The 19,295-nt window shown below is 61.1% G+C and carries 12 protein-coding genes and 1 pseudogene; 8 read left to right on the top strand and 5 right to left on the bottom strand.

Annotation, left to right across the window (positions count from 1 at the left end; translation table 11 throughout):
* Positions 1 to 40: 40 nt before the first annotated feature.
* The gene (gene nudC, locus O6R08_RS05910) at positions 41 to 943 is read left to right on the top strand and encodes an NAD(+) diphosphatase (RefSeq protein WP_271417311.1); all 903 of its coding nucleotides are present in this window, start codon (positions 41 to 43) and stop codon (positions 941 to 943) included.
* Between the two features lie 25 nt (positions 944 to 968).
* Here nudC and recD read toward each other — a convergent pair whose 3' ends face one another.
* The 3 genes from recD to O6R08_RS05895 are packed head-to-tail and all read right to left on the bottom strand — an operon-like array spanning position 969 to position 9,221.
* The gene (recD, locus tag O6R08_RS05905) at positions 969 to 2,837 is read right to left on the bottom strand and encodes an exodeoxyribonuclease V subunit alpha (RefSeq protein ID WP_271417310.1); all 1,869 of its coding nucleotides are present in this window, start codon (positions 2,835 to 2,837) and stop codon (positions 969 to 971) included.
* On the bottom strand, positions 2,830 to 6,066 hold the full coding sequence (locus O6R08_RS05900) for a UvrD-helicase domain-containing protein (RefSeq protein ID WP_271417309.1): 3,237 nt from the start codon (positions 6,064 to 6,066) through the stop codon (positions 2,830 to 2,832). The genes recD and O6R08_RS05900 overlap by 8 nt, the downstream gene beginning before the upstream one ends.
* Positions 6,063 to 9,221 carry an exodeoxyribonuclease V subunit gamma gene (locus O6R08_RS05895; RefSeq protein WP_333907876.1) on the bottom strand — a complete coding sequence of 1,053 codons (3,159 nt, stop codon included), beginning with the start codon at positions 9,219 to 9,221 and terminating at the stop codon, positions 6,063 to 6,065. Before O6R08_RS05895 ends, O6R08_RS05900 begins: the two co-directional genes overlap by 4 nt.
* 151 nt (positions 9,222 to 9,372) lie before the next feature.
* Between O6R08_RS05895 and O6R08_RS05885 the strand changes: the two genes are divergently transcribed.
* On the top strand, positions 9,373 to 11,454 hold the full coding sequence (locus O6R08_RS05885; RefSeq protein ID WP_271417308.1) for an ATP-dependent helicase: 2,082 nt from the start codon (positions 9,373 to 9,375) through the stop codon (positions 11,452 to 11,454).
* Here the strand turns inward: O6R08_RS05885 and O6R08_RS05880 are convergent.
* The gene (locus O6R08_RS05880; protein WP_271417307.1) at positions 11,412 to 12,020 is read right to left on the bottom strand and encodes a hypothetical protein; all 609 of its coding nucleotides are present in this window, start codon (positions 12,018 to 12,020) and stop codon (positions 11,412 to 11,414) included. The genes O6R08_RS05885 and O6R08_RS05880 overlap by 43 nt on opposite strands.
* 519 nt (positions 12,021 to 12,539) lie before the next feature.
* On the opposite strand from O6R08_RS05880, the gene O6R08_RS05875 reads away from it, so the two are divergent.
* Entirely contained in the window at positions 12,540 to 13,151 is a 612-nt protein-coding gene (locus O6R08_RS05875) for a M48 metallopeptidase family protein (protein WP_271417306.1), read from the top strand.
* Here O6R08_RS05875 and O6R08_RS05870 read toward each other — a convergent pair.
* Positions 13,139 to 14,500 carry a zinc-dependent metalloprotease gene (locus tag O6R08_RS05870; protein WP_271417305.1) on the bottom strand — a complete coding sequence of 454 codons (1,362 nt, stop codon included), beginning with the start codon at positions 14,498 to 14,500 and terminating at the stop codon, positions 13,139 to 13,141. The genes O6R08_RS05875 and O6R08_RS05870 overlap by 13 nt on opposite strands.
* 86 nt (positions 14,501 to 14,586) lie before the next feature.
* Here O6R08_RS05870 and O6R08_RS05865 point away from each other — a divergent pair, with 86 nt between their 5' ends.
* From O6R08_RS05865 to O6R08_RS05845, 5 genes and pseudogenes are all read left to right on the top strand, one after another.
* A complete protein-coding gene (locus O6R08_RS05865) occupies positions 14,587 to 15,735 on the top strand; it encodes a YlbL family protein (protein WP_271417304.1) in 1,149 nt (382 codons plus the stop codon).
* Positions 15,732 to 16,295: a PPA1309 family protein gene (locus tag O6R08_RS05860; protein ID WP_408640152.1), complete on the top strand. Its 564-nt coding sequence runs from the start codon at positions 15,732 to 15,734 to the stop codon at positions 16,293 to 16,295. Before O6R08_RS05865 ends, O6R08_RS05860 begins: the two co-directional genes overlap by 4 nt.
* A 144-nt stretch (positions 16,296 to 16,439) precedes the next feature.
* Positions 16,440 to 16,598, top strand: a pseudogene (locus O6R08_RS05855) (universal stress protein); the annotation flags it as partial.
* Between the two features lie 448 nt (positions 16,599 to 17,046).
* Entirely contained in the window at positions 17,047 to 17,607 is a 561-nt protein-coding gene (locus O6R08_RS05850; RefSeq protein ID WP_271417303.1) for a thioredoxin family protein, read from the top strand.
* 6 nt (positions 17,608 to 17,613) lie between these two features.
* A complete protein-coding gene (locus O6R08_RS05845) occupies positions 17,614 to 19,272 on the top strand; it encodes a cytochrome c biogenesis protein DipZ (RefSeq protein WP_271417302.1) in 1,659 nt (552 codons plus the stop codon).
* Positions 19,273 to 19,295: the final 23 nt, after the last annotated feature.

Genomic DNA, 19,295 nt, shown 5'->3' with positions numbered 1-19,295 from the left:
GCTCTCGGCTGGTTCACGACGATCCCGTTACAGTGACAGTGTGACTGGGATCAGGCAGACGCGCATCGTGGCTCGACCCATCTTGGATCGGTGCCATGCAGACCGCGACGACGCCGAGGCGAATCGAGCCCGGTGGAAGAATCCGGAGGCCCGGCTATTGCTGGTTGATCCGCACGACGAGGTCGTCATGGTCGATGGACGCCTTGCTGCTGTTCCTACTGCGGGGGAACGTGATGACCAGCGAGACCTGTTTGTCGGTGTTGTCGAGGGAGTGCCGTGGTTCGCCCGGCGCACTGAGCAATCCCGTCCAGAAGCCTGCAGTCTGCGCACAGTAGACCTCGGTCCAACTGATCGTGAATTGGTGATGTCAGCACTCGCCGCTCTGGCCTGGCACGAGAGCAATCCGGCATGCCCTCGATGCGGGAAACCGACACGCATCACCAGTGGTGGCCCGGCTCGGATCTGTCCACATGGGCACCGTGTCTTCCCACGAACGGACCCGGCAATCATCGCTGCCGTCCTCGACGCGCAGGACCGTATTGTGCTTGCTCGGCAACATTCCTGGCCTGCGGATCGTCGGTCTGTCGTGGCCGGATTTGTCGAAGCTGGGGAACCAGCCGAGCATGCTTTGGTTCGCGAGGTTGCCGAGGAGACGACCTTGACAATCACATCCGCTCGCTACGTCGGGTCACAGTCATGGCCCTTCCCACGGTCTCTCATGTTCGGTTACGTTGCACGGGCAGCTGGAACGATCAACGTGGGTCACGATGAGCTGGCTGAGGCTGATTTCTTCAGTCGCGACGAGGTGTCCGATCAGGTCGAGTCCGGTCAGTTACAACTGCCCCCAACCTTGTCGATTGCCAGAGCTCTCATCGACGCATGGTTGGCACGTCGGCTTCCAGAACCCGAAAGCGGATTCGACTTGTCGTCTCCGCTGAGGTGAACGACCCGTCCGACAGCTCCTCTGGTCACGTTGCACGGTTTTCTTCCCACCGGCGCTGAATGCCAGACCGGCGGTCGTTGGCCCGATCGATGGCGCGTTCGACGGACTCCCTCGTCCCGACGACCGTGAGATGCTTGCGGGCGCGAGTGATGGCCGTGTAGAACAACTCACGGGTGAGGAGCGGGGAGTCTGGCGGCGGCAGAATCACCGTGACATGGGTGAACTGGCTTCCCTGAGCCTTGTGAATCGTCATCGCCTGCAAAGGTTGCAAAGATGGGATGAGGGAACAGGGCAGCCTCCGAGGAGCACCACCCGGCCCGGGAAGAGCCACGGTTGGAACCGGTTGAGTTTCCACGACGACCCCGCAGTCGCCATTGTTGACGCCCAGCTGCGCGAGGTTGTGCGTGACGATGGCGGTCTCGCCGAGCGCCCATCGACTCTGATCAATGCCGGGCAGGACGTTGGTGAGAACCGAAACCATGTGTTGTGACCACTCATCGACGCCATAGGGCCCTTCTCGGTGGGCGCACAGCAAACGATGAGCGTCCACGAGTTCGAGGGCATCGACGTCGGACCCGGACTGGGCCAGCTCGAGCATGCGCGATCCCGTCTGTGCGATGACCTTCGCGACAGCTGGAAGGTCAGCCATGGTGATGTTGGCTGGGTCTGCGTCGATCCAGGAAATGCTCGGCAGGGCAGAGCTTGGCCTTGGCGCATCCTGGTCAGGCAGAAACTTTGTGAGCACCCCCACAGCAGCCTCCTTGTCCCCCTCGCGAACGGCTTCGGACAAATCAGCAATATCTCCTTCCGAGCGGTGGTTTCGCGTGAGGACCGTGACAGGCAGACGACTGCCGAGGGTGTCTGCCGACGACACGATGTCGGCCAGGACACTTCCAGCGTCCACCGAGACAAGCTGTCCGGGGTCTCCCACCAGGATGAGGCGCGTCCCGGGACCAATCGCGGCAAGAAGGCTTGCAGCCAGGGGAAGAGACAGCATGGACGCCTCGTCCACGACGACCACTCCGAAAGGAAGCTGGTGCGTTTCGTCATAGCCAAAGGCCGTCCCTGGCCCCTGCCATTTCAAGAGAGAATGGACGGTCGTGGCATCAGCGACGACGGGTCTCAGATTTTCTGGCATGTGCTTTGACTCCTCGGACACCGAGTCGCGAAGACGTGCTGCCGCCTTGCCGCTGGGGGCCGCGAGGGCAATGGCGCCGAGGTCCGGATCCGCTTTCTGAAGCGAGGCCAGAACAGTGCACACCGTCGTCGTCTTGCCGGTTCCGGGGCCACCGGCGAGAACGCTGATCCGATGAGTAATGGCTGCGACAGCGGCATCTTTCTGGGCCGGATCCAACGTGATGTCGGAGGAGCGGAGGGCGTCGCCGACTTCTGACACGATGCTCTCGGCAAAGTCGGGTTCTTGGTCGGGAGGGTCAGCCGCCAGTGCCGCCAAATCCCGTGCGACGTCGTGTTCAGCCTGCCAGTACTTCTCAAGGTACAGCAGACCATCGTCCAGGCGGGCCGGCAACCGGTTGAGGAGATCACTACGGGTGGCAATGACGCGGCTGTGTGCCAGTGCCGACAACCAGGCTTCCGGTTCGGGCCATTCCAAATCATCAAAGAGCGCAGCCTGCTCGCTCTCGTTGATGTCGGGAATCGCGGGGTCGAGAATCTGACGTCGGATGGACTCGGCAATCTCGCGGGGATCCCAGAACACTGACCCTCGCCGCAGCTCACGGCACGACAACGCAATGGCCAAACTGACGTCAGGATTGGGTTCCTCGCCAATACGGCATACCAAGTTGGCAAGGTGGATGTCGCTTGGTTCGAGAACCCCGGCGCGTGCGAAAGGTTCCAATCGAGGTCCGGCTCCGACTGGGACAAGGTCAGACATGGTGGCCTCCCAAACACTCGCTGATCGCTTCGATGAGTTCTGGTTTTGGTTGCCAGGTGAACACTCCCTGGGGCATTCCCGTATCCGGGGCTGGATCACCGCTCATCCCTCGAACGAAGAGATACCCAATCGGACCGAGGTGGCGGGCGGGGTCGTACCCGGTCAGGCTTGAGGAGAGGAACCGATGCAAGGCAGCCGAATACAACAATCCCTGAAGCGGATAGTGGGAACTGAACATCATGGCGCGCATGGTGTCGGTGTCGTACATGTCGGCTCGTAGTTTTCGGGCACCAGGAACTCGATTTGTCTTGTAGTCGACGACGAGGTGGCGGCCATCCGGTCGTCTCAAGACAGCATCAATCGAGCCGGTCAGAAAACCTCGCAGATGCGTGTCACCGTTGGGCATGGTGGCCAAAGTGTCCCCATAGCCATGGATCGGGTCATCAGGTGGCACCAATCCCGGATCCTTGAGACGTTTCGCCAGATCAGCCATTGTCGCTGCGGGTCGACTTTGCGACATCGCCAACTCGAAGTTCATCTCCGCGAGTCGGTTGTCGGGGGGAAAGTCCGCCAAGGACATGCCCGGTGCCAAGGCGCCAAGATTAGTCCTCAACACCTGTTCCAAACCTTTGGCAAGATCGGTTGCGGGCACATCCGGCAACGGCGTCGTACGCAGAGTTCTGCGGGTGATCGCCAGAAGCTCCTCGAACAGATCAGGCGAAGTCGTATCGACATATTCCAGGACCGCATGGACCAGAGTGCCAAAGGCGGTGCCACCCGGAAGCCCACACAACCCTGAAGCAGTGGTGTCGAGGGACTCATCGTCGTCAGGTTCGTCAGTCATGGCGGACGTCGACTCCGGGTGTACAGAGCCGTGAAGGTCGGCGGTCAATCCCGAATACGACGTCCGGACGAAGTCAAGGTCGAGGGGTCGTTTCAGACAACGAGGATCTGCAATGACCCGCTGCTGGGCATCTTGTGTTCGAACAAGCTGTTGTTGGTTGCCTGGCACGATGGTTGTCATGATCGGCCCTGAGTTGAGCCAGAGGACGCTACCCGGATCAATTCCGGCCTCGCCAAGACTGAGTTCGCCAGTAGAACGGTCCATTTCGATCAAACGCTGGAAGGCCGACCATCGATGACGTCGCGAGCAGGGAGACCACCACAGACGAACGGCTGATCGGGCGCGCGTAAGAGCGACATAGAGAAGCCGCAGATTCTCTCCACGCTCGTCCTCTTCGTGGCCCTCAATCGCCATGGCGCGATTGGCCGCATGGTAAGAGATGTCGAGGACGCGCCTCTGCCTGTTGTGCCAGACAACCGGCCCGCTGATGTTCTTCCGTGGCGCCCGTCCATTGGCAATGTCAGGCAGCAGCACGACTGGAAAACCCAACCCCTTCGCCTCATGGATGGTCATGATGGTGACGGCCTGCTGGTCACTGTCGAGGCGACGGGGTTCATCATCACCGGATCGTTGTTGCTGGTCGCGAATCCACCCCGCCGTTGCGGTTGGTGTGAGGCCGGCCTCGTAGGCGGTGGCGTGCGCTTGTTGAGCGACGTGACGAAGGTCGGTGACGTATCGCTCGCCCCCGCTCGTGGCGACAAGACGCGCCAACACCCCTGGTCGGTGAAGGGCCGCTTCGACGGTGCCCCACACTCCGGTGCTGGGCCACACACTTGCCCAACGGGCCAGATCGATGGCGAGATCGGAACGCACTCGGGAATCCGAGGCCGCGAGATCGGCAGGGGTCGCACCTATGAGGTCAGACAGACACAACCGGGTGCGCAGCCTCTCGTCAGTGTTGTCGAGGGCTTCGAGGAGAGTGACAAGATCCTCAGCAGCCTGGGAGGACCAGACCGGTGTTGCCCCAGAGAAGACGGCAGGCTGCTTGGCTTGAGACAAAGCGGCAGCGATCTGCGCACCAGTCTTGCGCGTCCGGACGAGGATGGCGATGTCGTTGGGGCGAAGTGGTCTGTCCCGTTTTCCATCGTCATCGTGGATGATCGAGCCGCCTTCCAACATCATGATGACTTGATTGACCAGATCCTCAGTGACAAGGCGATCCGAGGTTTTGGCATCCAATCGACCGTCGAGGGGAGATTCCAGACAACGGATCTGGAAGGGCTGTGACCAGTTGTATCGGCGAGGCTGCGCAGTTTGAGTGCTAATTCGCGACTCCCGGTGATCGGCGGTGACCGACTCCAGGGTGATCCCGCTCCCTAATTGTGCTTTGCCAAAAAGGGTATTGACCGCCTCGACGATGGGTTCGTCAGCCCGGTAATTGACGTCCAGATGAAAGACATGTTCTGCGCAATCAGCGGCGTCCTGATAGGCGTAGATATCGGCGCCGCGAAACGCATAGATGGACTGTTTGGGGTCACCGATGAGCCACAGGTTACTGTGCCCATGAAAGGACCGGTGCAAAATCTCCCACTGCAGAGGATCGGTGTCCTGGAACTCGTCAACCATGACCAGAGAGAAGCGCCGTGCCAAGGTTTCACACGCCATGGGGCCGCGGACAGGGTCTCGCAGTGCTTGGACAAGATCGTTGATGAGATCGTCAAAGGTGTGTACTGCTCTATTTCGCGAGCGTTTGCGTACCTCTTCACGAACCGACATCGCCCAGGCAACATCAGGCGACACGGGATACATATCCGGTTCGATCGGCACTTCGCCGTACTTCACGGCAACATCCCGGGACAGATTGCGCCTGTCGCCAACAGAAGGCCGCCGATCAGCATCGAGATACTCAGCCAGGTACCTGTCGTCGGACACCTCGTCGGCCACAGGAGTGAGGTCGGCCAGGAGAACTGACGATGGGTCGTGATCTGACAAGACTCCCAACTCAGCCAGCATCCGGGATGCGAACTCGTGGGTGGTCGTGACTACAGCTCGGTCGAAGGAGTCCAGGGCTGCTGCTATCCGCTTCAGTCCTTCTGGCCCGAGGTCCTTGAGGGACTCATCACAGGGGTCTTTGGGCTCCCGGTCTCCTGCGAGCAAGGATTTGGTGCGGACAAGGCGTTCATACACTTTGCTACGCAATTCCCTAGCTGCTGACCGGTTGAAGGTGACCAGGAGGAGATTCTCGATGGTGAGCATCCCGGTAGCGATCGCCTTGGCACAGACCGCCGAAATTGTCCAGGTCTTGCCCGTTCCGGCGCTCGCAGCCAGTAGAACCGTTCCTTGTGGTAGCGGATCGGCGATATTGAATGAGGTTTTCGTCGTCATGCCATGCTCCCAGGATGGGCGAAGCGAGCCATCGATGGTTGTGATAGTCCCGTTCCTTGCGATGCGTGAATGATGGGGTCGAACAACCACCCGGAAAGCTCCTCGAGAGTGGTGCCGAGTTCATGGCACCGGGTGATGAGCTCGGTAACGTCAGAGCCCAGGAACGCCGCCCAGTTCGGATCACGCTCGCGTGACCACTGCACTTGCAGCGCACTAGCACCGGTGCGGTAGTCGTTGCGGGCCATGGGAGACAGTCCCACGAGAGCCTGGGCCAGCTTGACGGGCAGGGGAATGAGCTGCTGATTGCTCCACCACGCCAGACGTGCCAGCCCGGCGAGAATCCCGCGTGCACGATCGGGATCCGGGGCGACCACTTTTCGAACTCCGTCGTTTGAGACCAACACTCCCAACCACCCGACCTCGTCAGTCGCAATGGCGACCGCTAGCAGGTCGACCCACAGGTCAAGAAGCGGCCCGGCATTCGCGCGACTCGCGACGGCGTGGACAATCGTCTTGTCCCTGACGCCGACACGGCCTCTCAGGGATACCACATGCATCGGGTCGACGATGAGGCCATCAGGCCATGTCAATGGTGGATTGTCGCCTTCATCGAGATCAAGGTTGATTTCGACGAATCGCTCGTCATTGCCGCCACGAAGCTCATTGGCCACCTGCGAGATAAGCACCGCATCATCTGCCAGGGAAGTGACGAGATGCTGACCCAGACGACCTGGGGGAGTCGACCCTCGCAACCGCTCGGCAGCGATGGCATCATCCGGGTTCGAACCATGCTCGAGATCCGCCAGTATCCGAGAACGGATCCAATACTTGTCCAATGATGTTGGAGCAAGAGGAAGGTCGACTGGTAACTCCGTGCTTCTCTCATTGGCTGGAGCACCTGCCCGGGCCCGGAGCAAGGTTCTAGCCGGGTGGGACAACGCCAGGGTCAGATCGGTTGGCGACATTCGTGATTCGGGAAGCTCTGTCACCGGCGGTAGGACAACCCGTTCAGGACGTCGCCACGAACCAGGTTGGCAGCGTGCCGCCTCGCCTGCAGTTTGGTCGAAACCACGCCACGATGCACCGCTTCCGTCGCTGAATTCATCAGGTGAAAAGGGTTGCAAACCGTGATCGACACAGTGAGCGGGGATGGACCTCATCTCCAATGACTGGGTGAGGGTCGTGGTAAATGGGCCAGGTAGCACTGGCAGGTTGGTCATAGCGTTTCGAGCCTGTCGGACGACGATGAGACGGCTCGTTGCCGACAGTGCAGTATCGAGGAGGGCCTGGCGTGCTCTGGCAGTCGGGTCAAGGCAGCTATCGCGTAACCCCTGAAGCTGGTCGGAACCCATGACATCTTGATCAGGGTCGACGATGATGACAACCTGATGGTCAATGGGGGAAAGGTCCCCGGGCTGACAGACGTGAAGTGACCCGTCAAACCAGGTGTGACGACCATGGTGTGTGCGCGACAACCAGATCAACAGGTCGATGATCTCCTGGCGATCAAATTTTCGATCCTCGGCGGATACGTCAAGGCCGGTTAGCAGAGAGAGAGTATCTAGCACGGAACGCGGAGCGTCACTGGGCGCAGCGGTGAGGCTGCCGACGATGTCGCTGATGCGAGTTGACCACACCGTGATTGGCCCGGGGGCCTCGGTGTCCAAGAATGCCTTGCGCAATCGGGAAACTAGCTCAGCCAGCTTCCCCACCACGGGGATCGTGGTGGAACCCACATCAGTAATAGGTGTGACGGTATCGAGGTGGGTCGGAGGAGTCGACGACATCGCGATGGCAAGGACCATGCGCTCGATTCCAGCCAGCCATGTCGACTGCCGGATCCGACCCAGCCCGGCATCTTCACGAGCGGCCGCATCGACTCCCCATCGGATATCGGCCTGGCTGACCAGCCGTTCGATGGTTTGCAGGTCATCGTCGGAGAATCCGAAACGTGCTCTCACCGCAGGCATCGCGCAGAGATTGAGCAGGTCCTGCCCGGTCGCCCGGGAAGATGCCAAACCCAGGATGGTTGTGACGGCTTCGGTCACTGGGTTGGCACGGCTCTGAGGTTCAGGCCCGGTAAACCGGATCTGGTTGGCAGGATGGTCGACGTCTGCGTTGGCGCTGGCAGACAACAGGTTCGCCGTGTCCTGGTGTCCGGAACAGACAATGACGATATCTCGTGGCTCTACTGCGTTGTCGTCGGCAAGAACTGCGCAGACGACGTCTTTGATGACCTCTGCCTGACGGTCTGAGCCATGGCAGTTGTGAATCTCGACGGAGGCGAACTCGCTGCCTGTCACGCTTGGAGTATCCCTCGTCACAGGAAGCGATGACGCAGTCCACCCTGTGGTCGTTGTGGAGCGCAGGCGGTCGAAGGTGTGCCACGGATCATCCTCTCCAATCGCATGGTCGAGGTGGATGATCGTGACGTCGCGCGATGTTGCGAGCGCTTCAGCCAACTCGACGTCATGATGGGGCACAACTGTCGATGAGAACCACACGATGGGTGCACCGGATGAGGCGTCCTGGCCTCGCAACGCGTCGACCAACATCGTGTGTCTGGTGACCGGATCGGGAGCTGGGTAGGACTCAGCGAGCAGGGCACGCCAGAGCGGGGCCCACCACGATCGAGCTGGATCCAGGGGTTCACCAGCAAGATCGACGTCATGGTCATCGTCGCGTCCCACACCCTGGCCTTGCCCCCAGGTTCGCAACACGTCATGGGAATCTCGGGCCAGGGCCGTCAAGGCTTCTGCGGCTTGCCGGGCTGTCGTCCATGATGCGCGCGGAATGCCTAGGTCCCGGCTGGCATCGATATGGACGGAGACGGTCTCGAAGCCGGGGCAATCAGTTTCGATGATCCGCGCGATTCGCAACGCCAACGGGCCAAGACGCCACGGATCATCGTCGGCCTTAACTCCGAGAAGCTGTTCGTTGAGGTGAGTTCGAAGACCTTGGGGGGTCGTCGTCTGGATGCCAGCAGCGATGCCATGGCTGCGGGCAACAGACTGCAGCAGAGCACGCGAATGAGCGGTGTTGGGGGCTACGAGCAGCGGACGAACGAAAGGATCGTCAGTCGGTTGCGACAGGGCCGTCGTCACGGCTTCGGTGACGTCGTGCCAGCTATGAACCACCTTCACAACACCCGCCATCGGGACACCTCCTTGTGAACGTTCGGCCGTGTCCTGAACCGTTGGAGGCCGAACTGGTAAATAGCTTAGGGACGCCGTCTGACAAGTCTTGCGTGCACTGTGTGGCACAGGAGCAGAACATGGTGTCGCAAGGTTGTCGGAGTGTGGCCCTATGGTGATCGCCGTGAGAACCCCAGCGGCAGACACGATCCTTGCAGCACTGGACCCCGAGCAGGTCACGGTTGCCAAGACCTTCGACGTCCCCGTGTGTGTCATTGCTGGTGCCGGAACGGGAAAGACGCGCGCCGTCACCCACCGTATCGCTTACGGAGCTGCGACAGGCAAGCTTGACCCGCGCCGGACGCTAGCGGTGACCTTCACCACCAAGGCCGCCGGTACGATGAAGGGCCGGCTTGCCGATCTCGGCGTGATGGGCGTCCAGGCTCGCACCATTCACTCGGCCGCCCTGCGCCAGATCAAGTTCTTCTGGCCGCGTGCCTACAACTGCGAACTGCCACCCGTGAGTGATTCCCGATTCTCCATGGTTGCCGAGGCAACCCGACGTATCGGCTTGGGGAATGACAAGGCGCTGTTGCGTGACCTGTCTGCCGAGATTTCCTGGGCGAAGGTCTCGAATGTTCCCAGCGAACACTATGCATCCTTGGCGCGAGCACAAGGACGGGTGGTCGCCGGGGTGTCGGCCACCGACGTCGGCAGGGTTTTGACCGGATACGAAGCGGTCAAACGGGAACGTTGCGTCATCGACCTCGATGACATCTTGCTGTGTGCCGTCGCCATGATGGTCCAGCACCGCGACATCACAGAGGAAATCCGCTCCCGCTATCGGCATTTCGTTGTCGACGAATATCAGGATGTTTCTCCCCTCCAGCACCGATTGCTCGAGCTGTGGTTTGGTGATCGCAATGATGTGTGCGTCGTCGGAGATCCCCATCAGGCGATCCATTCCTACGCCGGCGCGCGTGCTGACTATTTGATGAATTTCGTCGCAGATCATCCGGGTGCCAAACGTATCGACCTGGTTCGCAATTATCGTTCCACCCCGCAGATCATTCGGCTGGCCAATAAGGTTCTCGTCAACCGGATGACCCCCGAGGAAGCTCCTGAGCATGGCAGGGGAGTGACCCTGGTTTCTCGCAGTGGCTCTGGACCCGAGCCGATCTACCAAGTACTTGGTGACGACTCGTCTGAGGCTTCAGCGATCGCGATGTGGTTGGAATCTCGTCATGCAGCGGGGATTGCGTGGTCTGAGATGGCTGTGTTGTACCGGATCAATTCGCAGGCAGCCCATCTTGAAGCAGCCCTCGCCGAGCGATCCATCCCATATCTGGTCAAGGGATCCGAGCGGTTCTACGACCGACCTGAGGTACGTCGCAGTCTGGATGCTCTCGTTCGACTCGCCGCTGACGAACCTGGGGCCGATGCCCTGCCAGCTGTCGACCGTCTTCTTGCTCTGCAAGGGTGGACGACACTCGCCCCTCAGTCAGAGGGGCAGGTGAGGCAGCGGTGGGAATCGCTGCAGGCACTCCACGACTCGGCGGCATCGGCCGTCGAGAACGGGGCGACAACTCTGGCGGATGTGGCTGCTGTGTTCTCCCGGAGAGCCGCCACTCAGGAGGCCCCCGTTGGCGATGGTGTCACCCTTGCGACATTGCACGCATCGAAGGGCCTGGAATGGGATGTCGTTGCCCTCTATGGGATGAGTGACGCCATGGTGCCTTTCATCATGGCAGAAAGCCCGGCAGAGATTGCCTCGGAGCGACGCCTGCTCCACGTCGGGGTCACTCGGGCTCGTCGAGACCTGTGGGTGTCCTACTCATGGTCCGGATCGAACCAAGACCGCCAAGGGATCTCGCGTTTCCTGCGCGGACTGCCAGGGACTGCCGATGTGGCCACCAAGCCTCCTCGACACCGCACACGCCGTGCAAGCGTTGCCGTGTGTTCGGTCTGTCGGGAGGCGTTGACTGCTGCTCGAGACCGCAAGCTTGGCCACCACCTCGCTTGCGAGGTCGGGGTTGACCCGGCCCTGGTAGATCGACTGCGCGAATGGCGCAGCCAACGCGCAGAAGCTGACCGAGTACCTGCCTTCGTCATTCTCACCGATGCCACCTTGCTCAGCGTGGCCGAGAAACGGCCGGAATCAGAAGAGGAACTGCTGCAGGTCGCTGGGATTGGCCGACGCAAGGCTGACCTCTATGCCGCCGATCTCATCAAGGTGTTGCACGATGCCTCCTGAGGCACCCAGCAGCCACACCCGGGCTGAGCCGGCACATTGAGGCTGCGTTCTCCGGCATTGGTGCGCACATGAACCGATTTCGCACGACAGCCGTTTGAGCCATCGCGAAGAGCCGCTGCGGTGGCCTCGATCCGGTTCACCAGCCATGCGGTGACCGCAGGGTCGTGGCTGTCACCGGTCATCGTACGGGCCATCGTCACCCAATCAGGGTCGCGCGCCGCCAGCGCCATGTCGGCGCAATGCTGGCATCCAGGATTCTGATCGTTGACCGGCCCGAGAAGGCCCCAGCGATGGCGTCCCCAAGCGATGACTGACGGAATACCGGCGCGATGGCACTGTTCGGCGATGTCGCGGCCTCCAAGTAGGGCTTCCGGGCAGATCACGACGAGGTGGACCTTGGGGCATGACGGTCCGGACACACAACGAAGGTCACGGACGGTCCCGGTGCGCCGGTCGCGCACCCACATCGACACCTCAATACGTCGTGCCTCCAGACCGCGAGCGATGTCGTGGGACACGCTGTCATCACTGACCACTGCCACCCGAAGGCCAGTCGGCTTGGCCACCAGTCCAGACTCGTGAAGGTGATTCGCGACGTCTTCAGGGACATCGACGTGCCCGTCACAGCATGGTCGCACCCCTCGCAATCGAAATGATCGACCGTCGGGGGCGAGCAGACGCAATCCGCCCGGTACCGGCGTCCAAGGACAATCAAGTTCAACACGCATGCCTTGACGATTGCCGACGATGTGAAGTGCAGGGAAGGACCAACGACACGACGGACAACACGTCAGCGGTAACGGGCAACACACGGTCCAGGACGGGCAACACATGTGGGTGCGCGGACAATACCCGGCTCGTCGGGCCAAGCGGCCGACACGACAGGTCAGGGGGATCGGGCAAATGAGAACCCCCGAACCATCACGATGTGCCTTCCCCTGCACACCCGAGACCCGGGGGTTGTCTTCAATCTAGGGCAGGTTGGAGTTCACGTCAACCGGATTTCATGACGTCTTCTCAATGGAGCCGACGGCATGGAACATCGTGGCGTTGGCAGTGTCATACGCACCGGGCATGATGGTCACATGGCTGGCAGGACGATCACCGATGAGATCATCGCGGCGCGCGGAGGCAGGCCGGAAATCATCATTCGACGCAGTTCTCGACGCCACCGCACCGTGAGCGCACGGATGGAGGGGGAGTCCGTCCTCGTCATGGTCCCCATGGGGATGCCGAAAGCCGAGCAGAACCGTCAAGTCATGGAATTGGTCGACAAAGTGACGCGATCCCGGGCTCGACAACGTCTCGGTGCGACCCAGGAAGAACTGACACGTCGGGCCCGTCGGCTGTGTCGGACTCACCTTGAGCCGCAGGTAGGACACCCGGTCGAGATCACCTCAGTCAGGTGGGTCTCGAACCAGAACACCCGGTGGGGATCCTGTACCCCGGCAACCGGACAGATCAGACTCTCAGATCGCATGGTCGGGTTTCCCGCCTGGGTGATAGATCATGTTCTGGCCCATGAGCTGTGCCATCTGGTGGAAGCCACCCACAACCGGCACTTTCACGAGCTGCTCGCAGGCTTTCCCGACGCTCAGCGTGCAGAGGGGTTCCTCAATGGGTACCAGTGGGCCGTGTCCGAGGGATCCGATTCCCCCGAACACCACCCCGACGATCCGTCGGTTCAGTCGTCCTGACCGTGATCGCGCAGCAGTTTTTCCAACTCGGCGTCCAGATCATCGCCACCTTCAGCGGGGCCCTGACGATCACCTGAGACGTAGCCCAACGGGTCGTCGAGGTCGGCGGCAGTCGGCACGAGGTCGGGGTGGTTCCACACCTGATCGCGTCCGAGAGTGCCACGGGCATCGCGCAGCGCCGCCCACAGGTTGGCTGCGTCGCGAACGCGGCGAGGGCGAAGCTCCAGACCAAGCAGGGACTGGAAGAACACCTCGGCAGGACCGGACGTGGCGCGGCGACGACGTACCGCCTCGGCCAGCTGATCGTGGCTGGGAAGCCAGGTGCGAGCGACCTGGAATGTCACCTCGTCGACCCATCCTTCGATCAGGGCGAGCAGGGTTTCCAGACGTGCAAGAACACCCTCTTGTTCTGGCGTGCGAGTCGGCTCGAAGAGGCGTCCTTGCAACCGCTCGGCCATGTCCTGGGCCTTCTCCGGGGTCAGGTGGGACAGGTCATCGATGTCGATGGCGTCCTCAATGGCCGAGGAATCGATGCGAATCTCGCGTGCATAGTGCTCAACGAGGGCCAGCAGTTGTGGTCCGAGCCAACTGACCGCATTGAACAGACGCTGACGAGCCGACTCACGCAGCACGAGGTACAGCTCGACATCTCGGGGATCGAGGTCGAGATCATTCCATGACGCGGCGATATTGGTCGGGAGAAGGACGACCTGCGGTACCGACAGCACCTGGAGACCAATCTCGGTTCCCGTCACCGTGGAGGTCGACAGTTCACCGAGGCCCTGAGCCAGCTGGGCTCCGTAGAGCATGGCCGACATCCGACGCAGCACCGGCCCCATCATCTGGGTGAAAGCAGCCATTGGGTCGTCGGGGCCATCCGGTGACATCAGCCCGGTCATCGCCTCGGTCAGGGAGACCAGCACTGGCTCGACGACCGACTGCCATGACGAAAAGGTGTGCTCGATCCATTCCGCGCGGCTCCAACAGGCTGGTGGCGTGTTGACCTGGGCAAACTCACACTCGCGGTCCAACCAACTGTCGGCAAGACGTGATGCGTCCAGCAAAGCCATGCGTTCTTGCTGGCCTGGCGTCGGATCGGGGCCGTGGGAGGCCGTGAAGTGGCGAGCCATGTCCTTGATGTGAGACCAGTCGACCGGCCCCTCGCTCGGATCGGATCCGGGGGCTCCAAAAACGACCGGGCCACCTGAGGCGAGCATCTGGGACAACTGGGTCATGAAAGAGGAGAGGTCACCATTGGCGGGCAGGCCCAGTTGCTCCATCATGCGGCGCAACTGCTCGGCCATCTCCTCGGGGTCGGGCTGCCCAGGATTCTGGGGTCCGTCGTTCATTCCCGTCTCCGTTCGCTCGTCGTGGTGTCCTCGCCAAGTCTAGAGCCGTCGTCGTCGCGGAAAAATGATTGCCCGTTCCGGCTAGCATGGCCACCATGTCCGAGTCGACCACGCCCAACTCACCGGCACATGGCTCCGGCACGCCCGCAACCACGTCCACTGCGGTCGATGTCGAGACCCGCCGAGGGGTGCGATTCCCCACTCGGTGGACGGCAATCTCGTCCGCTCTTGTCGTGCTGCTGTGCGTGCTGGCCCTGATCATCGTGCCCATCCCCTTCGTGGCCAGATCGCCGGGACAGACCGTGAACCTCATCTCGACCAACGAGCAGAGCAGGCCGATGATTCAGATCGACGGCTTGACCACTCGGCATAGCGAGGGGGAGGTGAGGATGACGACGGTCTCCATCACCCGGGCGGATGCGCGTCTCAGCCTTGCAGAAGCCTTGGTTGACCACAGTCGCCCGGATCATGACGTCTTGGAGCGGGAGACCATCTATCCTCCAGGTCGCTCTGTTCAGCAGGTCAATGACGAGGAGTCCTACATGATGGACACCTCTCAGCGTGACGCTGCTGTGGCCGCTCTACGCGCTGCAGGCCAGCCCGTTACTGAGATGCCGATGGTCAGTGCCGTCAGTGCGGCTGGCCCGGCTCATGGAAAACTCAAGCCTGGTGACCTCATCGAGAAAGTTGATGGGAAGCCGGCGGCCTCCCTCGTCGACGTCGGTAAGGCGGTGCGCGAACATGCCGTGGGCGACACGGTGGTGTTCATGGTGCTGCGCGGCTCCGCTGAGAAGACGATTGCCGTGACGACTGTCTCATCGGTCAGGGATCGCAGAGCTCCTGCCGTCGGCATCACCGTCGACACGGGATACCGATACGCCCCGACGATCACCTATGCGATCCCGGAAGACATCGGTGGTCCGTCAGCCGGGCTTGCCATGGCCCTGTCGATCTATCAGATGGTTGCCCCGAACGACCTCATTGGTTCGCTGCGGATTGCCGCGACCGGGAGTATTTCCCCTGACGGCAACGTCATTGCCATCGGCGGGATCCAGGAGAAGATCGCCGGGGCCGAGCGAGACGGTTCCAAGATCTTCCTCGTGCCGGCAGGCAATTGCCGCGACGTCAGTGGGTTCGACACCTCAGTGCGTCTGGTCAAGGTCTCAAGCCTCAAAGACGCCATCGCGGCCATCCAGAAGATCCGCAGAGGGGGAACGGGAGTACCGCATTGCTGAATGATGAGGACGAGAACATGTGCCAGGATGCCGACAACTGCGGACACGAGAACCCGTCGGTCAATGACGCGCTCGTGGCATGTTTGACTGAAATCGAAAGGTTCGTGGGGAAGTCGAGCTGGGGCGGTCCGCCTCGCCTGTTCGCATTGGTACGGACCGTCGACCTCGTCAAGGCCGAGCCTTCCCTTGCCGGTCAACTCGCCGTGGGCAGCCCGGACAGCCTGTCCAGCATCGAACAGGATGACTTCAACCCTGGGGAGGAACTGGGTCAGACCCTTGCTACGACGACATGGGGGGATGCCGTTGACGGAGCGGCCATCTGCGTCGAACGGGTGTTCCTGCCGGACGAGTGCGCCGACGAGATCCCAGACGATCCAGACAAGGCCGCAGCCTTCGTTGCAGGCCATCCCAAGCGGCAGGAGGTCCGTGTGGTGGCCGGTGCGCTACGCGACGGAAGTCACTACGGCGTCGCTCGTCTCGTCGAACATCCCGACGATCTGCTGGGGTCGGTCAACCTCGTACCTGCTCTGGAGTCCGCGGTGCTTGGCACCCTGAGGTGATCGTCAGTTACGAGATCGCTTGGTGATGGGTAATCTGCACTATGCACTATGTCGGTGACGTGCCGCCACATCTAGGAGACGATTATGGCGGAGCAGCAACCCGAGATGGCTACGTACCAGAACGTAACCGACCACCGTGCATCGATGACATACGAACGTTTACCTCGAGGAACGATGAAGAGCCGCCCGATCATTGTCGGCATAATGCCGGATATTCCGTAGGCAGTATTGGCGACCGGCGTTGAACATGCGAAAGCCATGGGTAGCACGATCATCTTCGCCTATGTTGCCACCGATCGCGTGCCGGACGGCGACTGATGACAAGACGTTCGAGCAGTGCCATCATGACTCCGACGATGACGCCGGGGACGTGTCGAGCCTGACCGTGGACCACAACGTCGTCTTGAGAGCAGTCGACCAGCTATCAAGCTTGCCCGCAGCGGTTCCTCAGCCCACGGGGAGCGCGAGAAAAGGCCGCTTCACGAGGATTGCTCCTTGTGAACCGGCCTTCCGGTGGTAGCGGGGACAGGAGTTGAACCTGTGATCTCCCCGTCACCGACATCGCAGAGGCGTTATGGCTTTCGCTTGTTTCTTCATTACCGCGCTTTGTGCAGGGCTGTCTTGCTTCTTCGCGATTGTGGCGCATAACTGTCGTCTCTACGAACCGAGCTGCCGTCATTCGGCAAATCGCAATAATTCTGTAAGGTTTCGCCCCTGATGGCCGTAATGACCGTAGCGACAGGGTTGAGACATGAACAAAAACACTGCACTGATTTTGGTCCCCGCCATCGTTGCGCTGGCTGCTCTGTCCGGCTGCGGATCGGACGATTCGAAGATGATGGCCAAGCCCAGCGAGAAGATGAGCGCGTCTGCAATGGCCAAGCCGTCCGACACTATGAGCGACGGAATGAACCACAAAATGAGCCCATCGGCCATGACGGAGCCCTCATCCACAATTAAAGACGACAAGATGGGGGGCAAGAATTCCAAGATGATGTCCGGCCCGCTATACATCGACTACGCCGATTACGTCAACGACAAGTCCAAACTAGCCGGCAACAAGGCTGTTTACTTCTTCGCCGCGTCGTGGTGCCCCGATTGTCGGGCGATTGATAAAGACCTCAAGGCCGGCAAAGTAGAGGGGCTAAAGGGTTACACCATCGTCAAGGTGGATTACGACAAGGCGTCTGAGCTCAAGAAGAAATACGGAGTCACAATGCAGCACACGTTCGCTGTCGTCGATGACATGGACAAGTTGATCAAGAAGTTCTCCGCGACCAGCACGCAGGACCTCGCGAACCACCTCAGGTAACCAAACATGCTAGTCGCCTTGCTATCTCTGCTGGCCGGGGCGCTCTCCGTCCTAGCCCCCTGTGTGTTGCCTTTCCTGCCCGTTATCGTGGGTGGGTCCGTAACTCCAGGGGGCCGACGGCGGCCGTACCTGATTGCCGCCAGCCTCACCGTCTCCCTCATCGTGTTCACGCTATTGCTCAAGGTATCGACGGCGCTCATCGGCATTGACCCGCGCGTGTGGGCGATCGCGTCCGGCGCCCTGGTGTCTGCCCTCGGCGTGGCGATGCTCCTCCCCGGGCTGTGGGCCAGAATCTCCGAGTGGACCAGGCTAAACAGCAAAAGTCATGCGCTGCTGGAGAGCGCCAAGTCCGGTAAGTCCGCGACGCTGGGCGCCGTCTTAACGGGCATAGCGCTTGGGCCTGTGTTTTCTAGTTGTAGCCCCACCTACGCCTGGGTCATCGCGACGGTGTTGCCAGCCAACCCAACCGTCGGCACGATCTACTTGGCGTGTTACTGCGTCGGTATGGCCGGCACCTTGCTCGGGGTCTCTCTGGCCGGGCGGAAGCTCATTTCTCGCCTCGGTTGGGCCGCGAACCCGAAAGGCTGGTTCCAGCGCAGCATCGCCGTGCTGTTCATCATCGTCGGCATTCTCGTCGCGACGGGTCTGGATAAACGTGTGCAGACCTGGAGCGTCGACCACCTCCCCGTCGTCAGCAACGTCGAGCGCAAACTCGTCCCAACCAGCCAGCCTGTCCCACGCGAACAGCACGACAGCGCCACGTCCAGCGGCGCGGCCCCGGAAATCACCGGCATCCAGGAATGGATCAACTCGAAGCCACTCAAACTAAGCGAACTCCGCGGCCAAGTCGTGCTCGTCGACTTTTGGACCTACAGCTGCATCAACTGCATCCGTACGCAGCCCTATCTGAACGACTGGTACTCCAAGTACCACGACGATGGGTTCGAGATCATTGGCGTGCACGCGCCCGAGTTCGCGTTCGAGAAGGTGCCCGCAAACGTCAAACGCGCCGTGCAAGACGCCCACATCCGGTACCCCGTCGCGCTCGACAATAACTTCGCTACCTGGCAGGCCTATCAAAACCAGTACTGGCCGGCAAAGTACCTCGTCGACAAGCAAGGAAACATCGTGTGGTCCCACTTCGGAGAAGGAGGGTACAGCGAGGCGGAGGCTAAAATCACGGAGCTCCTCGAGGTCAAGAAACGAGGAGACGCCCGCCCAGAACAGGGCTTCGCGCACCACGTGCAGAGCCCGGAAACCTATCTCGGCGTTGACCGCGCGGAAGGGTTTGTTGGACAGCCGGGACTGAGGAAGGGGAGGTCGCGCTACCGGGCCGCCGACTTGCCGCTAAATAACTGGACTCTCGACGGTGACTTCAGCGTCGACGACGAATCTATCGTCAGCGAGACGGACGGGGTCTTGAAGTACCACTTCACGGGCCGCGAGGTGTTCCTCGTCTTGAGCAGCGTTGACGGTTCCCCGAGGCGCGTGGGCGTCAGCCTTAACTCCAGTCATAGTCCCGGAGGGGCGGATGTGCGTGACGGGGCGGTCACTGTCCAATCGTCACGGCTGTACAAGCTGGTGCGGTCTCCCAACGCGACCGACGACACCTTGGTCCTGCGCCTCCCCAAAGGAGTCCGGGCGAATGCCTTCACATTCGGGTAGCTCAACGGCTGAGGCATATGCTG

The sequence above is a fragment of the Cutibacterium equinum genome (assembly GCF_028021195.1).
In the GTDB taxonomy this organism is placed as follows: domain Bacteria; phylum Actinomycetota; class Actinomycetes; order Propionibacteriales; family Propionibacteriaceae; genus Cutibacterium; species Cutibacterium equinum.
Note: the sequence above shows the minus strand (reverse complement) of the source record. Positions and strands in the feature narration are given on the sequence as shown.

Coding starts and splice junctions, on each gene's coding strand:
- recD (WP_271417310.1), bottom strand. CDS start 2,837: ATGTCTGACCTTGTCCCAGTCGGAGCCGGACCTCGATTGGAACCTTTC.
- O6R08_RS05900 (WP_271417309.1), bottom strand. CDS start 6,066: ATGACGACGAAAACCTCATTCAATATCGCCGATCCGCTACCACAAGGA.
- O6R08_RS05895 (WP_333907876.1), bottom strand. CDS start 9,221: ATGGCGGGTGTTGTGAAGGTGGTTCATAGCTGGCACGACGTCACCGAA.
- O6R08_RS05885 (WP_271417308.1), top strand. CDS start 9,373: ATGGTGATCGCCGTGAGAACCCCAGCGGCAGACACGATCCTTGCAGCA.
- O6R08_RS05875 (WP_271417306.1), top strand. CDS start 12,540: ATGGCTGGCAGGACGATCACCGATGAGATCATCGCGGCGCGCGGAGGC.
- O6R08_RS05870 (WP_271417305.1), bottom strand. CDS start 14,500: ATGAACGACGGACCCCAGAATCCTGGGCAGCCCGACCCCGAGGAGATG.
- O6R08_RS05865 (WP_271417304.1), top strand. CDS start 14,587: ATGGCCACCATGTCCGAGTCGACCACGCCCAACTCACCGGCACATGGC.
- O6R08_RS05850 (WP_271417303.1), top strand. CDS start 17,047: ATGAACAAAAACACTGCACTGATTTTGGTCCCCGCCATCGTTGCGCTG.
- O6R08_RS05845 (WP_271417302.1), top strand. CDS start 17,614: ATGCTAGTCGCCTTGCTATCTCTGCTGGCCGGGGCGCTCTCCGTCCTA.